This is a genomic window from Acinetobacter sp. ANC 4910 (genome assembly GCF_004331035.1).
In the GTDB taxonomy this organism is placed as follows: domain Bacteria; phylum Pseudomonadota; class Gammaproteobacteria; order Pseudomonadales; family Moraxellaceae; genus Acinetobacter.
In genome coordinates this window covers 153761-171047 of sequence record NZ_SJNT01000008.1, presented here as the reverse complement: position 1 = coordinate 171047, position 17287 = coordinate 153761, and the positions used below count along the sequence as shown (strand labels likewise).

12 protein-coding genes are annotated in these 17287 nt (G+C 42.7%); 6 read left to right on the top strand and 6 right to left on the bottom strand.

The window, feature by feature from the left end; all coding sequences use genetic code 11:
- Positions 1 to 37: 37 nt before the first annotated feature.
- The gene (locus E0H82_RS10830) at positions 38 to 550 is read left to right on the top strand and encodes a hypothetical protein (protein ID WP_131264683.1); all 513 of its coding nucleotides are present in this window, start codon (positions 38 to 40) and stop codon (positions 548 to 550) included.
- 76 nt (positions 551 to 626) lie between these two features.
- On the opposite strand, the gene E0H82_RS10825 is transcribed toward E0H82_RS10830, so the two are convergent.
- The 3 genes from E0H82_RS10825 to ompR all read right to left on the bottom strand — a co-directional run bounded on the left by E0H82_RS10825 (position 627) and on the right by ompR (position 5073).
- Positions 627 to 2144, bottom strand: a complete 1518-nt coding sequence (locus E0H82_RS10825) for an acetyl-CoA hydrolase/transferase family protein (RefSeq protein ID WP_131264681.1) — start codon at positions 2142 to 2144, stop codon at positions 627 to 629.
- Between the two features lie 432 nt (positions 2145 to 2576).
- Positions 2577 to 4037: an ATP-binding protein gene (locus E0H82_RS10820; RefSeq protein WP_131264679.1), complete on the bottom strand. Its 1461-nt coding sequence runs from the start codon at positions 4035 to 4037 to the stop codon at positions 2577 to 2579.
- Between the two features lie 271 nt (positions 4038 to 4308).
- Positions 4309 to 5073 (bottom strand): two-component system response regulator OmpR, encoded by a 765-nt coding sequence (ompR, locus tag E0H82_RS10815; protein ID WP_116759040.1) that lies wholly within the window; start codon positions 5071 to 5073, stop codon positions 4309 to 4311.
- Positions 5074 to 5410: 337 nt separating this feature from the next.
- Here ompR and E0H82_RS10810 point away from each other — a divergent pair, with 337 nt between their 5' ends.
- Both E0H82_RS10810 and E0H82_RS10805 read left to right on the top strand, forming a co-directional pair.
- Positions 5411 to 7777, top strand: coding sequence for a Tex family protein (locus E0H82_RS10810; RefSeq protein ID WP_131264677.1), 2367 nt, complete (start codon positions 5411 to 5413; stop codon positions 7775 to 7777).
- A 275-nt stretch (positions 7778 to 8052) separates the two neighbouring features.
- Entirely contained in the window at positions 8053 to 10242 is a 2190-nt protein-coding gene (locus E0H82_RS10805; RefSeq protein ID WP_131264675.1) for a SulP family inorganic anion transporter, read from the top strand.
- 124 nt (positions 10243 to 10366) lie between these two features.
- Here E0H82_RS10805 and E0H82_RS10800 read toward each other — a convergent pair whose 3' ends face one another.
- Together E0H82_RS10800 and E0H82_RS10795 are read right to left on the bottom strand one after the other, a co-directional pair.
- Positions 10367 to 11254, bottom strand: coding sequence for an SDR family NAD(P)-dependent oxidoreductase (locus E0H82_RS10800; RefSeq protein WP_131264673.1), 888 nt, complete (start codon positions 11252 to 11254; stop codon positions 10367 to 10369).
- Between the two features lie 284 nt (positions 11255 to 11538).
- Positions 11539 to 12816, bottom strand: a complete 1278-nt coding sequence (locus E0H82_RS10795) for an O-acetylhomoserine aminocarboxypropyltransferase/cysteine synthase family protein (RefSeq protein WP_131264671.1) — start codon at positions 12814 to 12816, stop codon at positions 11539 to 11541.
- Positions 12817 to 13110: 294 nt separating this feature from the next.
- Here E0H82_RS10795 and ettA point away from each other — a divergent pair, with 294 nt between their 5' ends.
- Positions 13111 to 14772, top strand: a complete 1662-nt coding sequence (ettA, locus tag E0H82_RS10790; RefSeq protein WP_131264669.1) for an energy-dependent translational throttle protein EttA — start codon at positions 13111 to 13113, stop codon at positions 14770 to 14772.
- 52 nt (positions 14773 to 14824) lie between these two features.
- Here the strand turns inward: ettA and E0H82_RS10785 are convergent, their stop codons facing one another.
- A complete protein-coding gene (locus E0H82_RS10785) occupies positions 14825 to 15253 on the bottom strand; it encodes a tetratricopeptide repeat protein (protein ID WP_228258650.1) in 429 nt (142 codons plus the stop codon).
- A gap of 180 nt (positions 15254 to 15433) precedes the next feature.
- Here E0H82_RS10785 and E0H82_RS10780 point away from each other — a divergent pair, with 180 nt between their 5' ends.
- Positions 15434 to 15862, top strand: coding sequence for a cation efflux protein, CzcI-like (locus E0H82_RS10780; RefSeq protein ID WP_416224499.1), 429 nt, complete (start codon positions 15434 to 15436; stop codon positions 15860 to 15862).
- Positions 15863 to 15919: 57 nt separating this feature from the next.
- On the top strand, positions 15920 to 17287 hold the full coding sequence (locus tag E0H82_RS10775) for a TolC family protein (RefSeq protein WP_131264664.1): 1368 nt from the start codon (positions 15920 to 15922) through the stop codon (positions 17285 to 17287).

Genomic DNA, 17287 nt, shown 5'->3' with positions numbered 1-17287 from the left:
AAATAAGAGAAGTAGAAATTTTAATGGATATTTTGCCATGTATTTCTCTCCCAAAATATTCAATGCACTGGCTTTGAGTGTATTGTTCATGGGTCATGGCTATGCCAATGGCCCATCGGATCTTTCCGTGCTGACAGAACAAGATTTACGTATTCAAACAGGGGACATTCAATCCCAACCCGATGACGTGAGACAACAAATCTTTGAACATTATCTGATGAAACTTGAAGCTGCACCGCAGCAATGGGCATTGATCGACACGGCACGAGTTTCACAACAAGTTTTACCTCCTGAGCGTATTCCAACTTTTGATTTACCTTTACCCATTTTATTGCAGGTCTATTCAATTGCTGATGGATTACAGTCGGAGGATCCTAGACTGGGCTTATATCGCATGATTGATCCTGTCGTAAATCCGAATAGCCCGATCCAACACCTACAGCCAGCACCTCAAATTCAGCTGAATTTGGGTGTGGTTTCTATAGGCACTATAGAGCAACAGATGAATGTCGATGGGCTGATAAAAATGTTTTTATTGACGCCACATTAAACTGTCATGGCTTAAATTTTAGATACAACCCATATAAAAAAACGCCCCGATGGGGCGTTTTTAATGACGGATCAAATTAAGCAGATTTTGCTTGTGCTTGAGGTGCAAGCATGTGACCTGTTTCTTCGAAATTAGAGTGCCAAGACAACGCTTCACGAAGTAAGTGAGGAGTATGACCACCTTTTGCACATGAACGATCAAAGTAGTCGTTTAGTGCATCGCGGTAAAGTGGGTGTGCACAGTTGTCGATAATCGCACGAGCACGCTCACGTGGCGCTAAACCACGAAGATCTGCCAGACCTTGTTCAGTTACAAGGATGTCTACGTCGTGCTCTGCATGGTCAACGTGTGATGCAAATGGAACAATTGAAGAAATGTCGCCACCTTTTGCAATTGATTTGGTCACGAAGATTGCCAAGTGTGCATTACGTGCGAAGTCACCTGAACCACCGATACCGTTCATCATTTTCGTACCGCAAACGTGAGTTGAGTTCACGTTACCGTAAATGTCAAATTCAAGCGCAGTGTTGATGCCGATAATACCTAAACGACGTACAAGTTCTGGATGATTCGAAATTTCTTGCGGACGAAGCACCAATTTGTCTTTATATGCTTCAAGGTTGTTAAATACTTTCTCGCCATATTTTGCAGAAAGGGTAATTGAAGAACCTGATGCAAAAATCATTTTACCTGCATCGATCAACTCAAACGTACAGTCTTGAAGTACTTCTGAATACATGATCAAGTCTTCGAAGTTTGAATCTTTCAAACCTGTTAATACTGCGTTTGCGATTGAACCAATCCCTGCTTGAAGCGGGCCTAAGTTCTTCGGTAAACGTTCTTCAGCAACTTCTTTTTCGAAGAATGCGATTAAGTGGTTCGCGATTGATTGTGTTTCATCGTCTGGTGCAGTTACCGTTGACGGAGAGTCGTGCAAGTCATTGTTAATGACAATACCAACGATTTTAGATGGGTCGATGTTGATCGCAGTTGTACCGATACGCTCATCCACTTGAGTCAATGGAATTGGTTGGCGTGTAGGGCGGTAAGTTGGAATATAAATGTCGTGTAAGCCTTCAAATGCTGGGCTTAAATTGGTGTTAATTTCAATAATTACTTTTTCAGCAAAAATTGCAAAGCTTGCAGAGTTACCCACAGACGTTGTTGGGATAATGCCACCATCTTCAGTGATTGCAACTGCTTCGATGATCGCTACATCTGGCTTTTTCAACTGAAGGTTACGCATTTGCTCAACAGTTTCAGACAAGTGCTGGTCAATAAACATCACTTCGCCATTGTTGATGGCTTTACGTAATGTGTTGTCGACTTGGAATGGAAGGCGACGAGCTAAAACACCTGCTTCAGTCAATTGTTTGTCAAGGTCATTCCCTAGACTCGCACCCGTAATTAACGTGATTTTTAATGGGTTCGTGTGAGCACGTTTTACTAAAGCCAATGGAACAGCTTTTGCTTCGCCAGCACGGGTAAAGCCACTCATACCTACGGTCATGCCGTCTTGGATGAATTCCGCAGCTTGTTCTGCGCTGATGACTTTGTCGTGTAGTGAAGCTAAACGAATGCGATCTAATGACATGGTTTACTCTCGTTGGAATTTTGAAACTGATAGGGATTGTACCCATCAGAAAACGCATTTTGCATACCTGTTAGGCTAAGGTCTAATTTTTTAGAAAAATGCTGGTATAACAAATTTTGATAATTTTTAATCAATTGATTTTATAGATTATATTTCGCATAAATTTGGCTGTTTTTAATACTGACTGTACGGTTATTAAGCAAAATGAGTGTAAAAATTGTTACAAATGTCATGTCTTGAGAATCACAACATCACGATACAGAAAAATTTAGATTAAAAAGTAGAGCAAATTATTTTCAATATGCTGGAAATTTCACTCAATTGCTGTTGAAGGATTGTTTAGAAGGGGATGAGTAAAGTTATCAATTGCTAAAAGGTGAAAGTCCATAGTTTAGAAAGACGGCTTTCACCATTGCAGGATAAGCGAAGAAATTAGAAGTGTTCGCTAATACTCTGTTTTAATTTTTCAATTGGATTGATGATAACCTGCTCTTCAGGTTCTTCTTTCGGTAACGGCAGTAAGATAATGGCTTCGAGACCACCTTGCTCACGATTGTGAATCAGGAGTTTACCTTGATGAATATCCACAATACGCTTCACAATGGCCAGTCCTAAACCACTGCCTTGAACTGTGCGTGCGGCATTGCCACGGACAAAAGGTTGCATCAGGTCTTCAATTTGGTCTTCTGGAATCCCTTCACCATGATCGGCCACACTAATTAAAATATGTTCACCTTCCACGCGTGCGGATAACTCGACAGGCTCGGCGCCATAGCGTTTGGAGTTATTAATTAAATTACCAATTAAGCGTTTCAGTGACAGACTACGCGCTTGAATTAACGGCAGTTCTTGCGGGCTAAAACGGACATCGAGGGGTTTAAATTGAATCACCAACTCTTGCAATAAATTATTGATATCCGTGGCTTGTAAAACTTCATCTGAGCCATCGCGCATAAAGGAAATAAACTGATTCAAGATGGCATCCATATCTTCCACATCATAAATCAGACCTTCTTTCAGAAAGTCATCATCAGGCATCATTTCTGCACTGAGGCGAATACGTGTGAGTGGCGTACGTAAGTCATGTGAAATACCTGCCAACATAATACGACGATCTCGTTCTGTCTGATCTAGCGTGTAAATCATATGATTAAACGCCTGATTCACCTCGCGAATTTCTTGTGGACCATGATTGGTTTCTAAGTACGGCGCGGTGCCTGTTTTACTGTAGCTGTTGGCGGCATTTTGCAAACGACGCAATGGGCGGTTCAACTGACGAACCAACGTCAAAATAATGACAGCGGAAATAAGCGGAATGCCCAGTAACCAACCAAGAATTAATTCAGGGCTATAGTTGGCATAGGTTTTCAGCGGTTCACGAACCCAGTGTCCATTCATTTCTGGGGTTTGCACCCAAATTCTGGGGCTGGGCTTAAACTGGAAATAAACGGTGACGTCTTTAATTTTCAACTCTTTGGCGAGTTGATGTTCAATCCGATTGGTAAAGAAATCAGCTATGAGCTTATCTTTGACGTTCGGAAATTCTTTGGGATCGGTGACATATTCCACACCAACACGCTGTTTGAGCCATTGGTCAATGTCGAGTTGAACATCATCGTGGTAAATTTTTAAGCGTGGGTTGTTAATCATTTCCAATTCAACGGCAAGAAATCTTGCATGTTGTTGAATTTCAGGTAAATACAGGGTTTTCCAGAAGAACCATAACGACATGAATAAGCTAAAGAACACTATAAACAACACCAGTACCGTGGTGCGCATGGCGGCTGAACGTGGCTTAATTTTATCGAAAAAACGTTCCGAAGAAGTACGCTTCTTTTCTGAGTAGCTAACAAAATCGGTAAATTCTTGCGGGTTGATCGGATCTAATTTCACGGTAATTCCCCATAATTTAAGAACAGGGTGAAGTTTTTTGCAGGGTCTTACTGTGATTAATTTAAATTCCAGTTTTAACCTTCGGTTCGACCTACTTTTGTTTTGGCAAAAGTAGGCAAAACCATTTCCATTCGCAAAACTCGACAGATACAAGCATTCACCTGAATTCTCGCAGAAACATTTTTATTTAAAATCTCCTGCCTCGAACAGTTGCGAATGGTGATGTCACGAAATTCTTAAACATGGTTTAAGCTATTTCGTTGAGTTTTAATTATTCAGCGCCATCTGGAACAAAAACATAACCGACGCCCCAAACCGTTTGGATATAACGGGCACGGGCTGGATTTTCTTCAATTAGACGACGTAAACGTGAGACTTGTACGTCAATTGAACGTTCCATGGCACCCCATTCACGTCCACGCGCTAGATTCATTAATTTGTCACGAGTGAGAGGTTCACGAGGATGTTGCACGAGGGCCTTAAGTACAGCAAATTCACCCGTAGTCAGTGTAACCACCTGACCTTCACGAGTGAGGGTGCGTGTGGAGAGGTCTAAAGACCATGGACCAAAACTTACCACTTCCATTTGCTGACTAGGTGCGCCAGGCACTTCACGCACTTGACGACGTAATACCGCACGAATACGGGCTAACAATTCATTCGGATTAAATGGCTTAGGTAAATAATCATCGGCACCCGCTTCTAAACCCGCAATACGGTCTGAATCGCTACCACGAGCGGTCAGCATAATAATTGGAGTATCAATATTTGAGTGGCGTAAACGACGACAAATACTTAAACCATCTTCTACAGGAAGCATAAAATCGAGCACGATAAGGGAAAATAGTTCGCGTTGGAGTAAGCGATCCATTTGGGTGGCATCGTGCGCTGTTTTCACCACGAAGCCTTTGTCTTCCAAGAAGCGCTGTAACAGTGTCCGTAAACGCACATCATCATCTACGACGAGAATGCGTTCAACGCGATCAGTTTCTGCATGTACAACATCGCCATGTTCTGCAGGTACAACTAAACTCATGATGTGTGCTCCTTATTCTTTATTGTCATCGTATACGGGGTCGAGAGATCATTAGGAGTATACGATTCATTTATATCGATTTGCTATGTTCTAAAGCAACAAATATCGCAGATAAAATCAAGACATAGATACCAAATATATACATCTAAAATAGCGGATTAACGCCTGATTTACTGTAGTTCTTTGCCTGAATATGCAAAAAAAGTGTGCGAATGGTGAAAAAATCGAAAATTGGCAAATTCAATCAGAATGAAATTTAATAAAACAGTTGTGGATTTTATGGTCTTGGTCTTTATAATCATGGCTTTTAGAACTTATCCTTGTGGGATCAAACACGATGACTGACTTAGTTCAGCAGTTGGCAACAGAGCTTGCCGTACGTTCAAATCAGGTTGAAGCTGCGATTAAACTAATCGATGAAGGCGCAAGCGTTCCATTTATCGCACGTTACCGTAAAGAAGTGACGCAAGGTTTAGACGACATTCAATTACGTCAGCTTGATACACGTTTAGCTTATTTAAGAGATTTATACGAGCGTCGCGAAAAAGTCATTGAATCATTGAAAGAACAAAATAAATTGTCAGATGATTTATTGGCACGTGTAAAAGCTGCTGAAACCAAAAATGCTTTAGAAGAAATTTACGCGCCATATCGTCCAAAGCGCACCAGTAAATCATTTAAAGCGAAAGAAGCGGGCTTGGGTCCAATTGCAGAAAAAATCTTTCAAGATGCAGTTGAACCAAGTGAAGCCTTGGCTGGTTTTAGTCATGAAGAATACCCAGATTTGGAAAGCCAACTTGACGCGATCCAGCACATTCTGATTGATGACTGGGCACAAAATATTGCTTTAACTACAGAGTTAAAAACTACTTTTGCTAAAACAGCAGTACTGAAAAGCTTAGTGGCAAGTGAAGAGAAAAAAGAAGTCGGTAAAAAATTCCGTGATTATTTTGATTTCTCTGAAAACCTAAACAAAGTCCCTTCACATCGTTTATTGGCGATGTTACGTGGTCGCCAAGAAAATGTTTTGGGCTTAAAAATAGATGGCGAAGATGCTGTACTTTTGGCTCGTATTGAAGTTGAATACAATTTAGATCAGGTTCAGCCACAAGCACGTCAGGACTTTTTAAAGCAAACTGCGAAACTGTTCTGGCTAGGTAAAGTTCGCCCAAGCATCGAACATTCATTGTTGACCGAAAAGCGTTTGAATGCTGAAGCTGAAGCGATGCAAGTTTTTGCTGAAAACCTACGCCACTTATTGCTTTCTGCACCAGCAGGCAGCCGTTGTACCCTCGGGGTAGATCCTGGTATTCGTACAGGGGTGAAATTGGCTGTGGTGAATGAATCTGGTGATGTGGTTGCACATAGCACGATTTACCCATTTGCACCGAAAGAAGATAAAGCGGGCTCAATCGCTGAATTAGCGCGTTTGTGCCAAGAGTTCAATGTCGATTTAATCGCGATTGGCAATGGTACAGCAAGTCGTGAAACAGAAGCTGTCGTTGCAGAAATGATGGCGCAACACCCTGAACTTAAGGTTACCCGTGTGACGGTAAGTGAAGCAGGCGCATCGGTTTATTCTGCATCTGAGTTGGCTTCGGCTGAGTTACCAGAGTTAGATGTGTCGATTCGTGGTGCGGTTTCAATTGCGCGTCGCTTACAAGATCCATTGGCTGAATTAGTCAAAATTGATCCAAAATCAATTGGTGTGGGTCAATACCAGCATGACGTGAACCAAACTGGTTTAGCCAAAACCTTAGATGCTGTGGTTGAAGACTGTGTGAACGCCGTTGGCGTTGATGTAAACACTGCTTCTGCGGCAATTTTGGGTTATATCGCAGGTTTGAATAAAGCGATTGCCCAGCAAATTGTAGAATTCCGTAAAGAAAATGGTCGTTTTGACAACCGTCAAGCCTTGAAAAAAGTGCCTCGTTTAGGCGATCGTACATTTGAACAAGCGGCTGGTTTCTTGCGTATTCAAAACGGTAGCGAACCTCTAGATGCGTCTGCGGTGCATCCTGAAAGTTATGGTTTAGTCGAGAAAATGGTGACGGCGAAAGCAACCACTGTAAAAGACTTAATTGGCAACAGTGAAATTATTCGTCAAATTAAGGCGGAAGATTTTGCTGATGAGCAGTTTGGTTTACCAACCATTCAAGACGTTTTAAGCGAATTAGAAAAACCGGGCCGTGACCCACGTCCAGAATTCCGTACCGCTAAATTCCGTGAAGACATTACTGAAGTTGCACAACTCACTGAAGGAATGCAGCTTGAAGGTGTCGTGACCAATGTGACTAACTTCGGTGCTTTCGTTGATGTCGGTGTACATCAAGATGGTTTGGTCCATATTTCTGAATTGGCAAATGAGTTTGTTTCTGATCCACACAAAGTGGTAAAACCAGGTCAAATTGTTCAGGTACGTGTATTACAAGTCGATGCCGAGCGTAACCGCGTGAACTTGTCGATGCGTCCGGAAGGTTCTGAAGCTCCAGCGAAAGCACCGCGTCAACCACGTCGTGAGCAAACTCAAGAACAGCGTGCTGAACGTAAGCCACAAGCGAAACGTCCACAGCAGGCCCGCCCTCAAGGTGATCGTCCACAACGTCAAGGTGGTCAAAAACCACAAGCCAATAAACCCCAAGAGAATAAAATCGGTGGTTTAGGTGCATTGTTGTTGCAAGCAGGGATTAAAGGTTCGAAATAAGCCTTAGTTCAACGAAAAAAAACCTCCCAATTGGGAGGTTTTTTATTTTTCAAAGATCTATTCATTTTGAATTTATCTGTTGTCACGGTTTCAATTGCAAGATGAGCCGAATCTGAAGATCAACAAAAATAATATTAAAAGCTGATAAACCGTCACAACTGCACAGCAGAACTTCACTTTTAACACAGCGGATTGTCCGACAAGATTGAGGGCGTCTGGATATTAATATACAGACGTAAATTTTTTGCTATTTGATCATTATAAACGGTTTAACTATGTTGACTTTAGAAAGAAAAAACCGATTCCATATCAGGGATGCTTTGTCAGGTTTAGTGGTGTTTTTAGTGGCATTACCGCTGTGTTTAGGTATTGCGCTTGCATCAGGTGCTCCAATTATTTCAGGGATTATCTCTGGAATTATTGGCGGTATATTGGTTGGACTTTTGAGTGGCTCACATATTAGTGTTGCGGGTCCAGCAGCAGGGCTAACGGCAGTAATTCTGGTACAATTGGATCAATTAGGCGGCAATTATGCCGCTTTTTTATTGTGTATTATTTTTGCAGGTCTACTGCAAATTGGCTTTGGTTTACTGAAACTCGGCTTCTTTGCCAACTTTATCCCCAATAATGTCATTTTAGGGCTTTTGGCGGCGATCGGGATTATTTTGATTCTCAGCCAATTGCCGTACCTGTTGGGTTTTTCCAATTTTTCATGGGAACAGCTCTGGGGCGGTCAAATTCACACCGTGTTTGCCACAGTCGATGCTGGTGCTGCACTGATTGGCTTATTCAGCTTATTGCTGATCTTGATGTGGGATTGCAGCCCTCTCAAAAAATATAATATTCCCTCAGCCTTGGTGGCTATAATTTTGGCGGCAGGGATAAATTATCTGTTGGTCATCACTCAGTCTCATTGGGCAGTGAGTACGTCAAATTTAATTCAATTACCGAATATTTGGCAGGCACCCGAGCAGGTATTGATGGGGCCTGACTGGCGTTATTTAACCGAACCCTTAATTTATACAGGAGCACTGACCTTAGCCGTGGTCGCTTCTTTGGAAACTTTGCTGAATCTGGAAGCGGCTGACAAGTTAGATCCTTATAAACGCTCATCACCCCCAAACCGTGAATTGTGGGCACAAGGCATTGGTAATGTGGTTTCGGGCGCTGTCGGGGGTATGCCACTCACTTCAGTGATTGTCCGTAGTTCGGTCAATGCCAATTCAGGAGCACGGAGTAAGTATTCCAGTGTGATTCATGGGCTATTGCTGTTGTTGGCTGTGCTGTGTTTTGTGCCGTTGATGAATATGATTCCCTTATCTGCATTGGCTGCCATTTTATTGGTGACGGGTTTTAAACTTACGCATCCTAAGTTGTTCCAGCAGCTGTATCAAAAGGGCTGGAAACAGTTTGTGCCATTTATTATTACCCTGATAGCCATTTTACTGACCGATTTGTTGATGGGTATTTTGGTGGGTTTGTTTTGCAGTGCGGCTTTTATTCTGTACGGCAACTTTTATAAAGGTGTCAGAATTTATAAAGAGCATCATTTGCATGGTGTCATCACCCGTATTGAACTACCGTCACAAGTCACTTTTTTGAATCGTTCCGCCCTCATTTCAGCACTGGAGCATATTCATGCAGGTGAGCAGTTAATTATTGATGCCACACAATCGGAATCGATTGATGCGGATATTTATCAGGTCATTCAGGATTATCAAGCTGAAACTGCACTGAAACGTCAGGTTGATGTGAAATTGATTGGCTTTAAACAACATTATCAAGAACTGGATGATGCAGTCCTAGATATTGATATCAGCACAGCCGAATTACAACGTCAATTGAGTCCATCACAAGTGATTGATTTACTTAAAGCAGGGAATGCGCGTTTCGTTCAAAATGATCGTTTGCAACGAGATATCTACCGTCAGATTCGCGTCACGGCTGATCAAGGTCAGCACCCGATTGCAGCCGTATTGGGGTGTATGGATTCGCGTGCACCAACAGAAATGTTGTTTGATGTTGGGATTGGCGATCTGTTTAGTTTACGGATTGCAGGGAATATTGCAGGACAAAAGGTGTTAGGTTCGCTTGAGTTCGCCTGTCAGGCCAAAGGCTCTAAAGTGATTGTGGTACTAGGACATACCGACTGTGGTGCAGTCAGTAGTGCATGCCAATTACGCTTACAGCAGAAACAGATTGAGGAGGTGAAGGAGATGCCGCATCTTCAATATGTGTTGGGGCCATTAATGCAATCAGTAAACAGCGTGTATCAGATTATGCAGCCGCGTGAGCTCAGTAAAGCCTTCTTGGATCAAGTTACTGCGATGAATGTGCTGTATAACATTCAATATATTCAGCAACACAGTACCGTGTTAGCAGAGATGCTACAGCAGGGACAAATTGCAATTGTGGGTGCGATTTACGATGTGCAAACAGGTCGAGTCAATTTTCTGGAAACCTAAAGGTTGATTGCATCTTAAATAGTGCTGAAATCCTGAGCATTCTGCAGCAATATGGTGAGACTGAAATAAAAAATAAAGATATAAAAAAGCCTGTCTTTTGACAGGCTTTTTGAATATTTGGAACTTACCAATGTTCACCTGGGAACAGACGGACATACGCCTTTTGTACCCAATTGAGGCGTTCTTGTTTTCCAATCGATGCAGAAGAACTTGGAAACAAGTTATAGCCAATCGACATCAGCATATTGTTAATGTCTGGAGCAATGGCATAAGTAATAGATGCTAAACGACCAAGATTGGTGGCAATTTTCTTTGGACGCTTCACAATCGCATAAGCAATTAAGTCGGCTGCTTGTTCAGGAGATAACGTAGGGACGTATTTATACATTTTGGTTGGCGCGATCATTGGCGTGCGCACCAGCGGCATATAAATTGAGGTAATGGCAATTTTATGTGCATGTGCTTCTGCAGACAGACAGCGGCTAAATGCATCTAGAGCTGCTTTAGAAGCGACATAAGCAGAGAAGCGAGTCGCATTGGCCAAAACACCAATCGAGCTAATATTGATGATTTGACCGCCTTTACGATCCATCATGTGTGGCAAGAGGTTCAGGACTAAACGTACGGCCCCAAAATAATTCAGTTGCATGGTACGTTCAAAATCGTGAAAGCGATCAAGTGATTCGTGTACTGCACGACGAATTGAACGACCTGCATTGTTAATTAAAATATCAATATGATCTACAGACGCTAAGATGTCTTTAGAGACCGCATCAATGGCTTCCATATCGTTAAGGTCACATGGAAATACAGAGGCCTTGCCGCCTTTAGCTTCAATTTCCGCCTTAACTTCATCTAACGTTTCTTTGGTGCGCGAGACGAGCAGCACATGTGCACCTGCATCAGCTAGGCGATGTGCTGTGGTCAATCCAATTCCGCTGGATGCACCTGTAATAAGTACGGTTTTGCCGTGTATACGGTCCTGAAAGAGTTTCTCTAATTTTGCTTTCACGCTGTGTTTCCCTGATTAGAATTTAGTTCACTTAAATTCTAAATTGTCTTTATTTTATTGGAGAACTTAGTTCACATTATTCCATGAGTTGACTAAAACTCACACGGATAATGATAGCGGATATAATGAAAAAAGCTATAAATAAGTCTTTGAATTCACAAATAAAAATAGAGCAATTACTCTATTTAAAAGCTGTATTTTATTAGTTTTTAACACGTTTTTATTTAAATTCCAAGAGATAATACTAAAAAATCAAGACCTCTTTTGAGGTCTTGATCGATTGCTTAGACCTTGGCTAAAGCTTGTTCTAAATCAGCAAGCAGATCATCAATATGTTCAATCCCGACAGAAAGACGAACCATATCAATACTTACCCCCGCTGCTTTTAGCTCTTCTGCATTCAGTTGGCGATGAGTGGTGGTGGCAGGGTGGCACGCCAGACTTTTTGCATCACCGATATTAACTAAGCGCGTAAACAGTTGTAACGCATCAATAAAGCGCGTTCCACCTTCAAGACCATCTTGTACCCCAAAGGATAAAATTGCAGAGGGCTGGCCTTTGACATATTTTTGCGCCAAGCCGTGTTGAGGATGGTCTTTCAGTCCTGCATAGTTGACCCATTTCACTTTAGGATGGGCTTGCAAATATTCCGCCACTTTTTGGGCATTGTGGGTATGGCGCTCCATGCGTAAGTTTAAAGTTTCTAAGCCTTGTAGAATCAAGAATACGCTTAAAGGGCTAATTGCAGCACCGGTATTTCGTAATGGCACCACACGGGCACGTGCGATATAAGCGGCTTCACCTAAAGCTTCGACATAGTTCACGCCGTGATAGCTTGGGTCGGGCGTATTTAAGACTTTAAAGCGTTCAGGGTATTTGCCCCAAGGGAAGTTACCGCTATCGACAATCGCGCCGCCAATCGAGTTACCATGCCCGCCAATATATTTGGTCAAGGAATGCACCACAATATCTGCGCCATATTCAAAGGGTTTCAGCAGTGCAGGCGTTGCGACAGTATTATCAACCACCACAGGCACGCCATATTCATGTGCAACTTTGGCAATGGCTTCTAGGTCAATAATATTGCCCAGTGGATTGCCAATCGATTCAACAAAGACCAACTTGGTTTTTTCATCAATTAAACTGCGTAAGGCTTCTGGATCTTGATAATCAAAGAAACGTACCTCAATGCCTTGCTTCGGTAGAGTGTGGGCAAACAGATTATAAGTGCCACCATACAAGGTCGACACTGAAGCAATGTTGTCGCCTGCTTCGGTAATGGTTTGAATGGCATAGGTGATGGCTGCCATGCCAGATGCTAAGGCTAACGCGCCAATGCCTCCTTCGAGTGCGGCTAAACGTTGCTCTAGCACCGCAGTGGTCGGATTCATAATTCGGGTATAAATGTTGCCTTGAACTTTAAGGTCAAATAAATCGGCACCATGTTGCGTATTATCAAAGGCATACGAGGTCGTTTGATAAATGGGTACAGCCACCGCTTTGGTGGTGGCTTCAGGGCTGTAACCTGCATGAATGGCTAAAGTTTCGTCTTTATAGGTCATGAACTTCATCTGCGTGAGTTAAATTTTGCACAGTCTATCATTAATGAATATGATGCAAACTGTGAAAATAATGAATATTTATCTAAAAAATTCATAAAGATGAGCTGTAGGGAATGCTTTGTCTGCAGAAGAGGGTGATAAAGGGTGTGTTTAAAAAATAACCGAGATGAAAGTTGTAACATTGCATTGAAGATCGGTTTGATGCCTTATTTTTTCAACGTATTCATCGTATAATGCCCGCAAATATTTTTTCGCTTCTTGCGATTTTTTGGTTTTTCTATTGAGGAGTCCTACGTGGCCCAATATATTTATACGATGAACCGAGTGTCTAAGATGGTTCCGCCTAAGCGCGAAATCTTAAAAGACATCTCTTTGTCATTTTTCCCGGGTGCAAAAATTGGTGTACTTGGTTTAAACGGTGCAGGTAAATCGACCTTGCTTCGTATTATGGCGGGCGTAGACAAAGATTTCTCTGGTGAAGCACGTGCACAACCGGGTATCAAAATTGGTTATTTAGAGCAAGAACCACCGCTCGATCCAAATAAAGACGTTCGTGGCAACGTAGAAGATGGTTTACGTGAACCATTAGATGCTTTGGCGCGTTTGGACGAAGTGTTTGCAGAATATGCGGCTGAAGATGCAGACTTTGACAAGTTAGCGAAAGAACAAGAAAAATTAGAAGCGATTATCCATTCATGGGATGCGCATAACCTCAGCAACCAAATGGATCAAGCCGCAGCTGCGTTGAACCTTCCAGCTTGGGATGCTGACGTGAATTTACTGTCAGGTGGTGAGCGTCGTCGTGTTGCGTTGTGTCGTTTGCTTTTATCTAAGCCAGACATGTTGCTTCTAGACGAACCGACGAACCATTTGGATGCAGAGTCTGTGTCTTGGTTAGAACGTTTCTTGAAAGACTTTGCGGGCACCATTGTGGCGATTACGCATGACCGTTATTTCTTGGATAACGTGGCGGAATGGATTTTGGAGCTTGACCGCGGTATGGGTATTCCGTATCAAGGTAACTATTCTTCTTGGTTAGAGCAAAAGAATGCGCGTCTAGAACAAGAGAACAAGCAAGAAGAATCTTTTGCTAAAGCATTGAAGAAAGAACTTGAATGGGTTCGTTCAAATGCCAAAGGTCAGCAAAAGAAAAACAAAGCGCGTATGGAGCGTTTTGAAGAGCTTAACTCACGCGAATTCCAACAGCGTAATGAAACCTCTGAAATCTATATTCCACCTGGTCCACGCCTAGGCAATAAAGTGGTAGAAGTGGAAGGTATCAGCAAATCATTTGATGGTCGTGTACTGTACGAAAACCTCAGCTTTACCGTGCCGCCTACAGCAATTGTGGGTATCGTGGGTCCAAACGGTGCGGGTAAAACCACATTATTCCGTATGATGACTGGTGAACAACAGCCAGATACAGGTACGGTAACGTTGGGCGAGTCGGTTAAAGTGGCGTATGTCGGTCAGATTCGTGACACTTTAGATAACAACAAAACTGTTTGGGAAGAAGTTTCTGGCGGTTTGGATATCTTAAGAATTGGCGATTATGAAATTGCATCACGTGCTTATATCGGTCGCTTTAACTTTAAAGGTCAAGATCAGCAAAAACGTGTAGGCGAATTGTCAGGGGGGGAGCGTAACCGTTTACAACTGGCGAAAATCCTGCAAATGGGCGCAAACGTAATCTTACTGGATGAGCCATCGAACGACTTGGATATCGAAACTTTACGTGCGCTTGAAGATGCCATTTTGGTATTCCCAGGTACAGTGATGGTGGTATCGCATGACCGTTGGTTCCTTGACCGTATTGCAACGCACATTTTGTCATTTGAAAATGAACAACCTGAATTCTATGAAGGCAACTATGCTGAGTATGAAGCATACCGCTTGGCCCGTTTAGGCGACGATGCGGTACAAAAGCGTACCAAATACAAAAAAATCGGTGGTTAATCTCACTGCGTAAAAAAACCAGCCTTCGGGCTGGTTTTTTTACGGGAATGATTTAAGAAAAAGCCAGCTCGCTGTAGGCATGATATAGGCAGCGCTTCGCATCTGGATGACCATCCTGAGCGGCTTTTTTTAACCATCGTTCGGCTTTGGCATAATTACGATCTAGACCCAACTGCCCATTTAAGTAGCCAATGCCCATTTTAAATTCTGCTTCAGGGTGGCCACGTAAAGCAGAACGGAGAAAATACCACATGGCATTACGGGTATGGCTTGACGTGATGGAGTGGTTTGAGCTGTGTATAGACTGCAATACATTTTTTTGCATGAACATATGGTAATGTTCGCTTAAAGCCAATTGTTCGAAATGCAGTCCACGTTGGTATTCATGTTCGGCAGAAAAGTCAAACACGGGGGCCGCCGAGTCATTATAGGGAGTGTGAAATAACAGTGTCCGTACTGTGTTGAAGTATTGCATATTCATCATTGCCTCCTTGTTGCTGACAACTGCAGTGGTTAATATTTAATTTAAACGCTCTGGCGTAGAGATGTATTAAATTATTGTAACAAAATGGATTTTTTCTGTATGTTCTGTTAAAACTGCCAGTCAATTTTGGCGTGTAATTTTATTACATGGATGAAGCTGTTATAGTGTTGGCAAATTGTGTTGACCGTATTTTATGCAGTGAAACGTTCTCGTCTTTTTGTCACCGTATTGTTCAGTTTGTTCATGTTTCAAAGTCTTTGGAATGTGGCAGCGGCATTTTGTGTGCATGAAGAGCCTAAGCGTGTGAGTACGATGCCGCATTTTGGACATCATGCAACAGCCAGTTGCGAGTCTATGGCGCATGGAGTACTACAAAAAAGTACAACTCAAGACACATCTTCCTTTGATTTAGCGGCCTTTGCCCAAGACGATCATAGTGATCATTTACCTTCTTTTGCACATGTGATGCTGACCGAAGCGCAGCAGTCGGCTTTATCTCCTGTTTTTATTCCCCAATTGGTTCAGGCCCAGTTCAATTGGCAAAACCTGTATCAATCGCCCCATTTATTTCCTGCTAATCCGCCTCCTGTTTTGACCCCGCTATAGGTGGGGTAGCCGAAAATATAGCCCACCACTAATTTTTTATTTTAGTGGGGCATCAACATGTCTTTTAAAACTTCAAAAGTTTCAAATTTCGACCGTTCACATATCTCTATATGTGCAATAGGACTGGCGTTGAGTGTGACGCTTTACAGCTTGCCAGTCTGGGCAGGTGAGCAGATACAAACACTCACGTTGTCGCAAGCCATACAACGTTCAGCAGAGTATCAACAGACCCAAGGCATATGGAAAACACAACAGCAAATTGCCACGGCGAATATAAAACAGGCAAAACTGTGGATAAATCCAGAGTTGTCCATAGAGCAAACGGGCTTTAATTCCGATCAAGATCGGGAACTTGCACTGGGTATTTCCCAGCGTCTGGATGTGTTTGGTGAACGCAAGATCAAGCAAAAACGCGCACAAATTGCCCAACAGCACATTGAACTGAAACAGCAGATCTATCAAGCCGAATTGGAATTGGCCGTCAAATATTTGTGGTCACAACTGGCGATCTATGAATTGGAACGTCAGGTGGTACAAGAGCAATTACGGGTCAGTGAAGAAAATCTGGATGCCATTCAAAAGCGTTATCAGGCAGGCAGTGTGGCACAGGTCGATGTTGATCGTGCTCGATTAAGTCATGCCGAAAGTTTGCGTTTATTCCGACAGGCTGATTTACAAGTCCAGTTGGAAAAACAGTATTTGTCGAGTGCTTGGGGCGAACGAGATCAGTCAGTGGCTGTTGCACTTAGCCCACAGCACGTATGGCCTACAACGACAGCTCAGCAAGTCCAGCAGCATTTAGCCGCCAATTTAATGGAAAAAAATCGACAATTATTGTTGCTTGATTCACACGCCAAAATTGAGCAATTGAAAGCACAAGCACGTCCTAATCCTACTTTGAATGTTGGGGTAAATCGGAGCCAATCGGTTGAAACGCGTGCTGAAAATGCCTTAGTGGTCGGTGTTTCCATTCCTTTGAATCTGTTTGACCGCCAGCAATATGGCAAGGAAATCGCGCAGGCGCAGCAAGTTCAGCTTGAGCAGCAACAGGAATTTTATCTGAAGCAAAATGCCTTGCAGGTGGGGAGTTTACTGACGGAATTACAAGGTCTAGAAGTACAGTTTCGTGCATTGCAACAAACGCAATTGCCTTTGGCTCAAACCGTTCAACAAAAGACGCTGCAAGGCTTTAAGGTCGGTAAATTTGCACTTTTGGATGTGCAGCAAGCCACTTTGCAGTTGCAAGAAGTTCGTATGCGTAAAGTACAACTATTAAAAGATGCTTGGCAGCGCGCCCTTGCAGCGGAAAGCCTCAGTTTAGGCATTGATCCGAATCTGGTCATGAATAAAGATGCGATTGCACAATTAAATCAAAGCCTGTGGCAAGACACACAGGCATTATCGGCGATTGGTGGGGGAAACTAA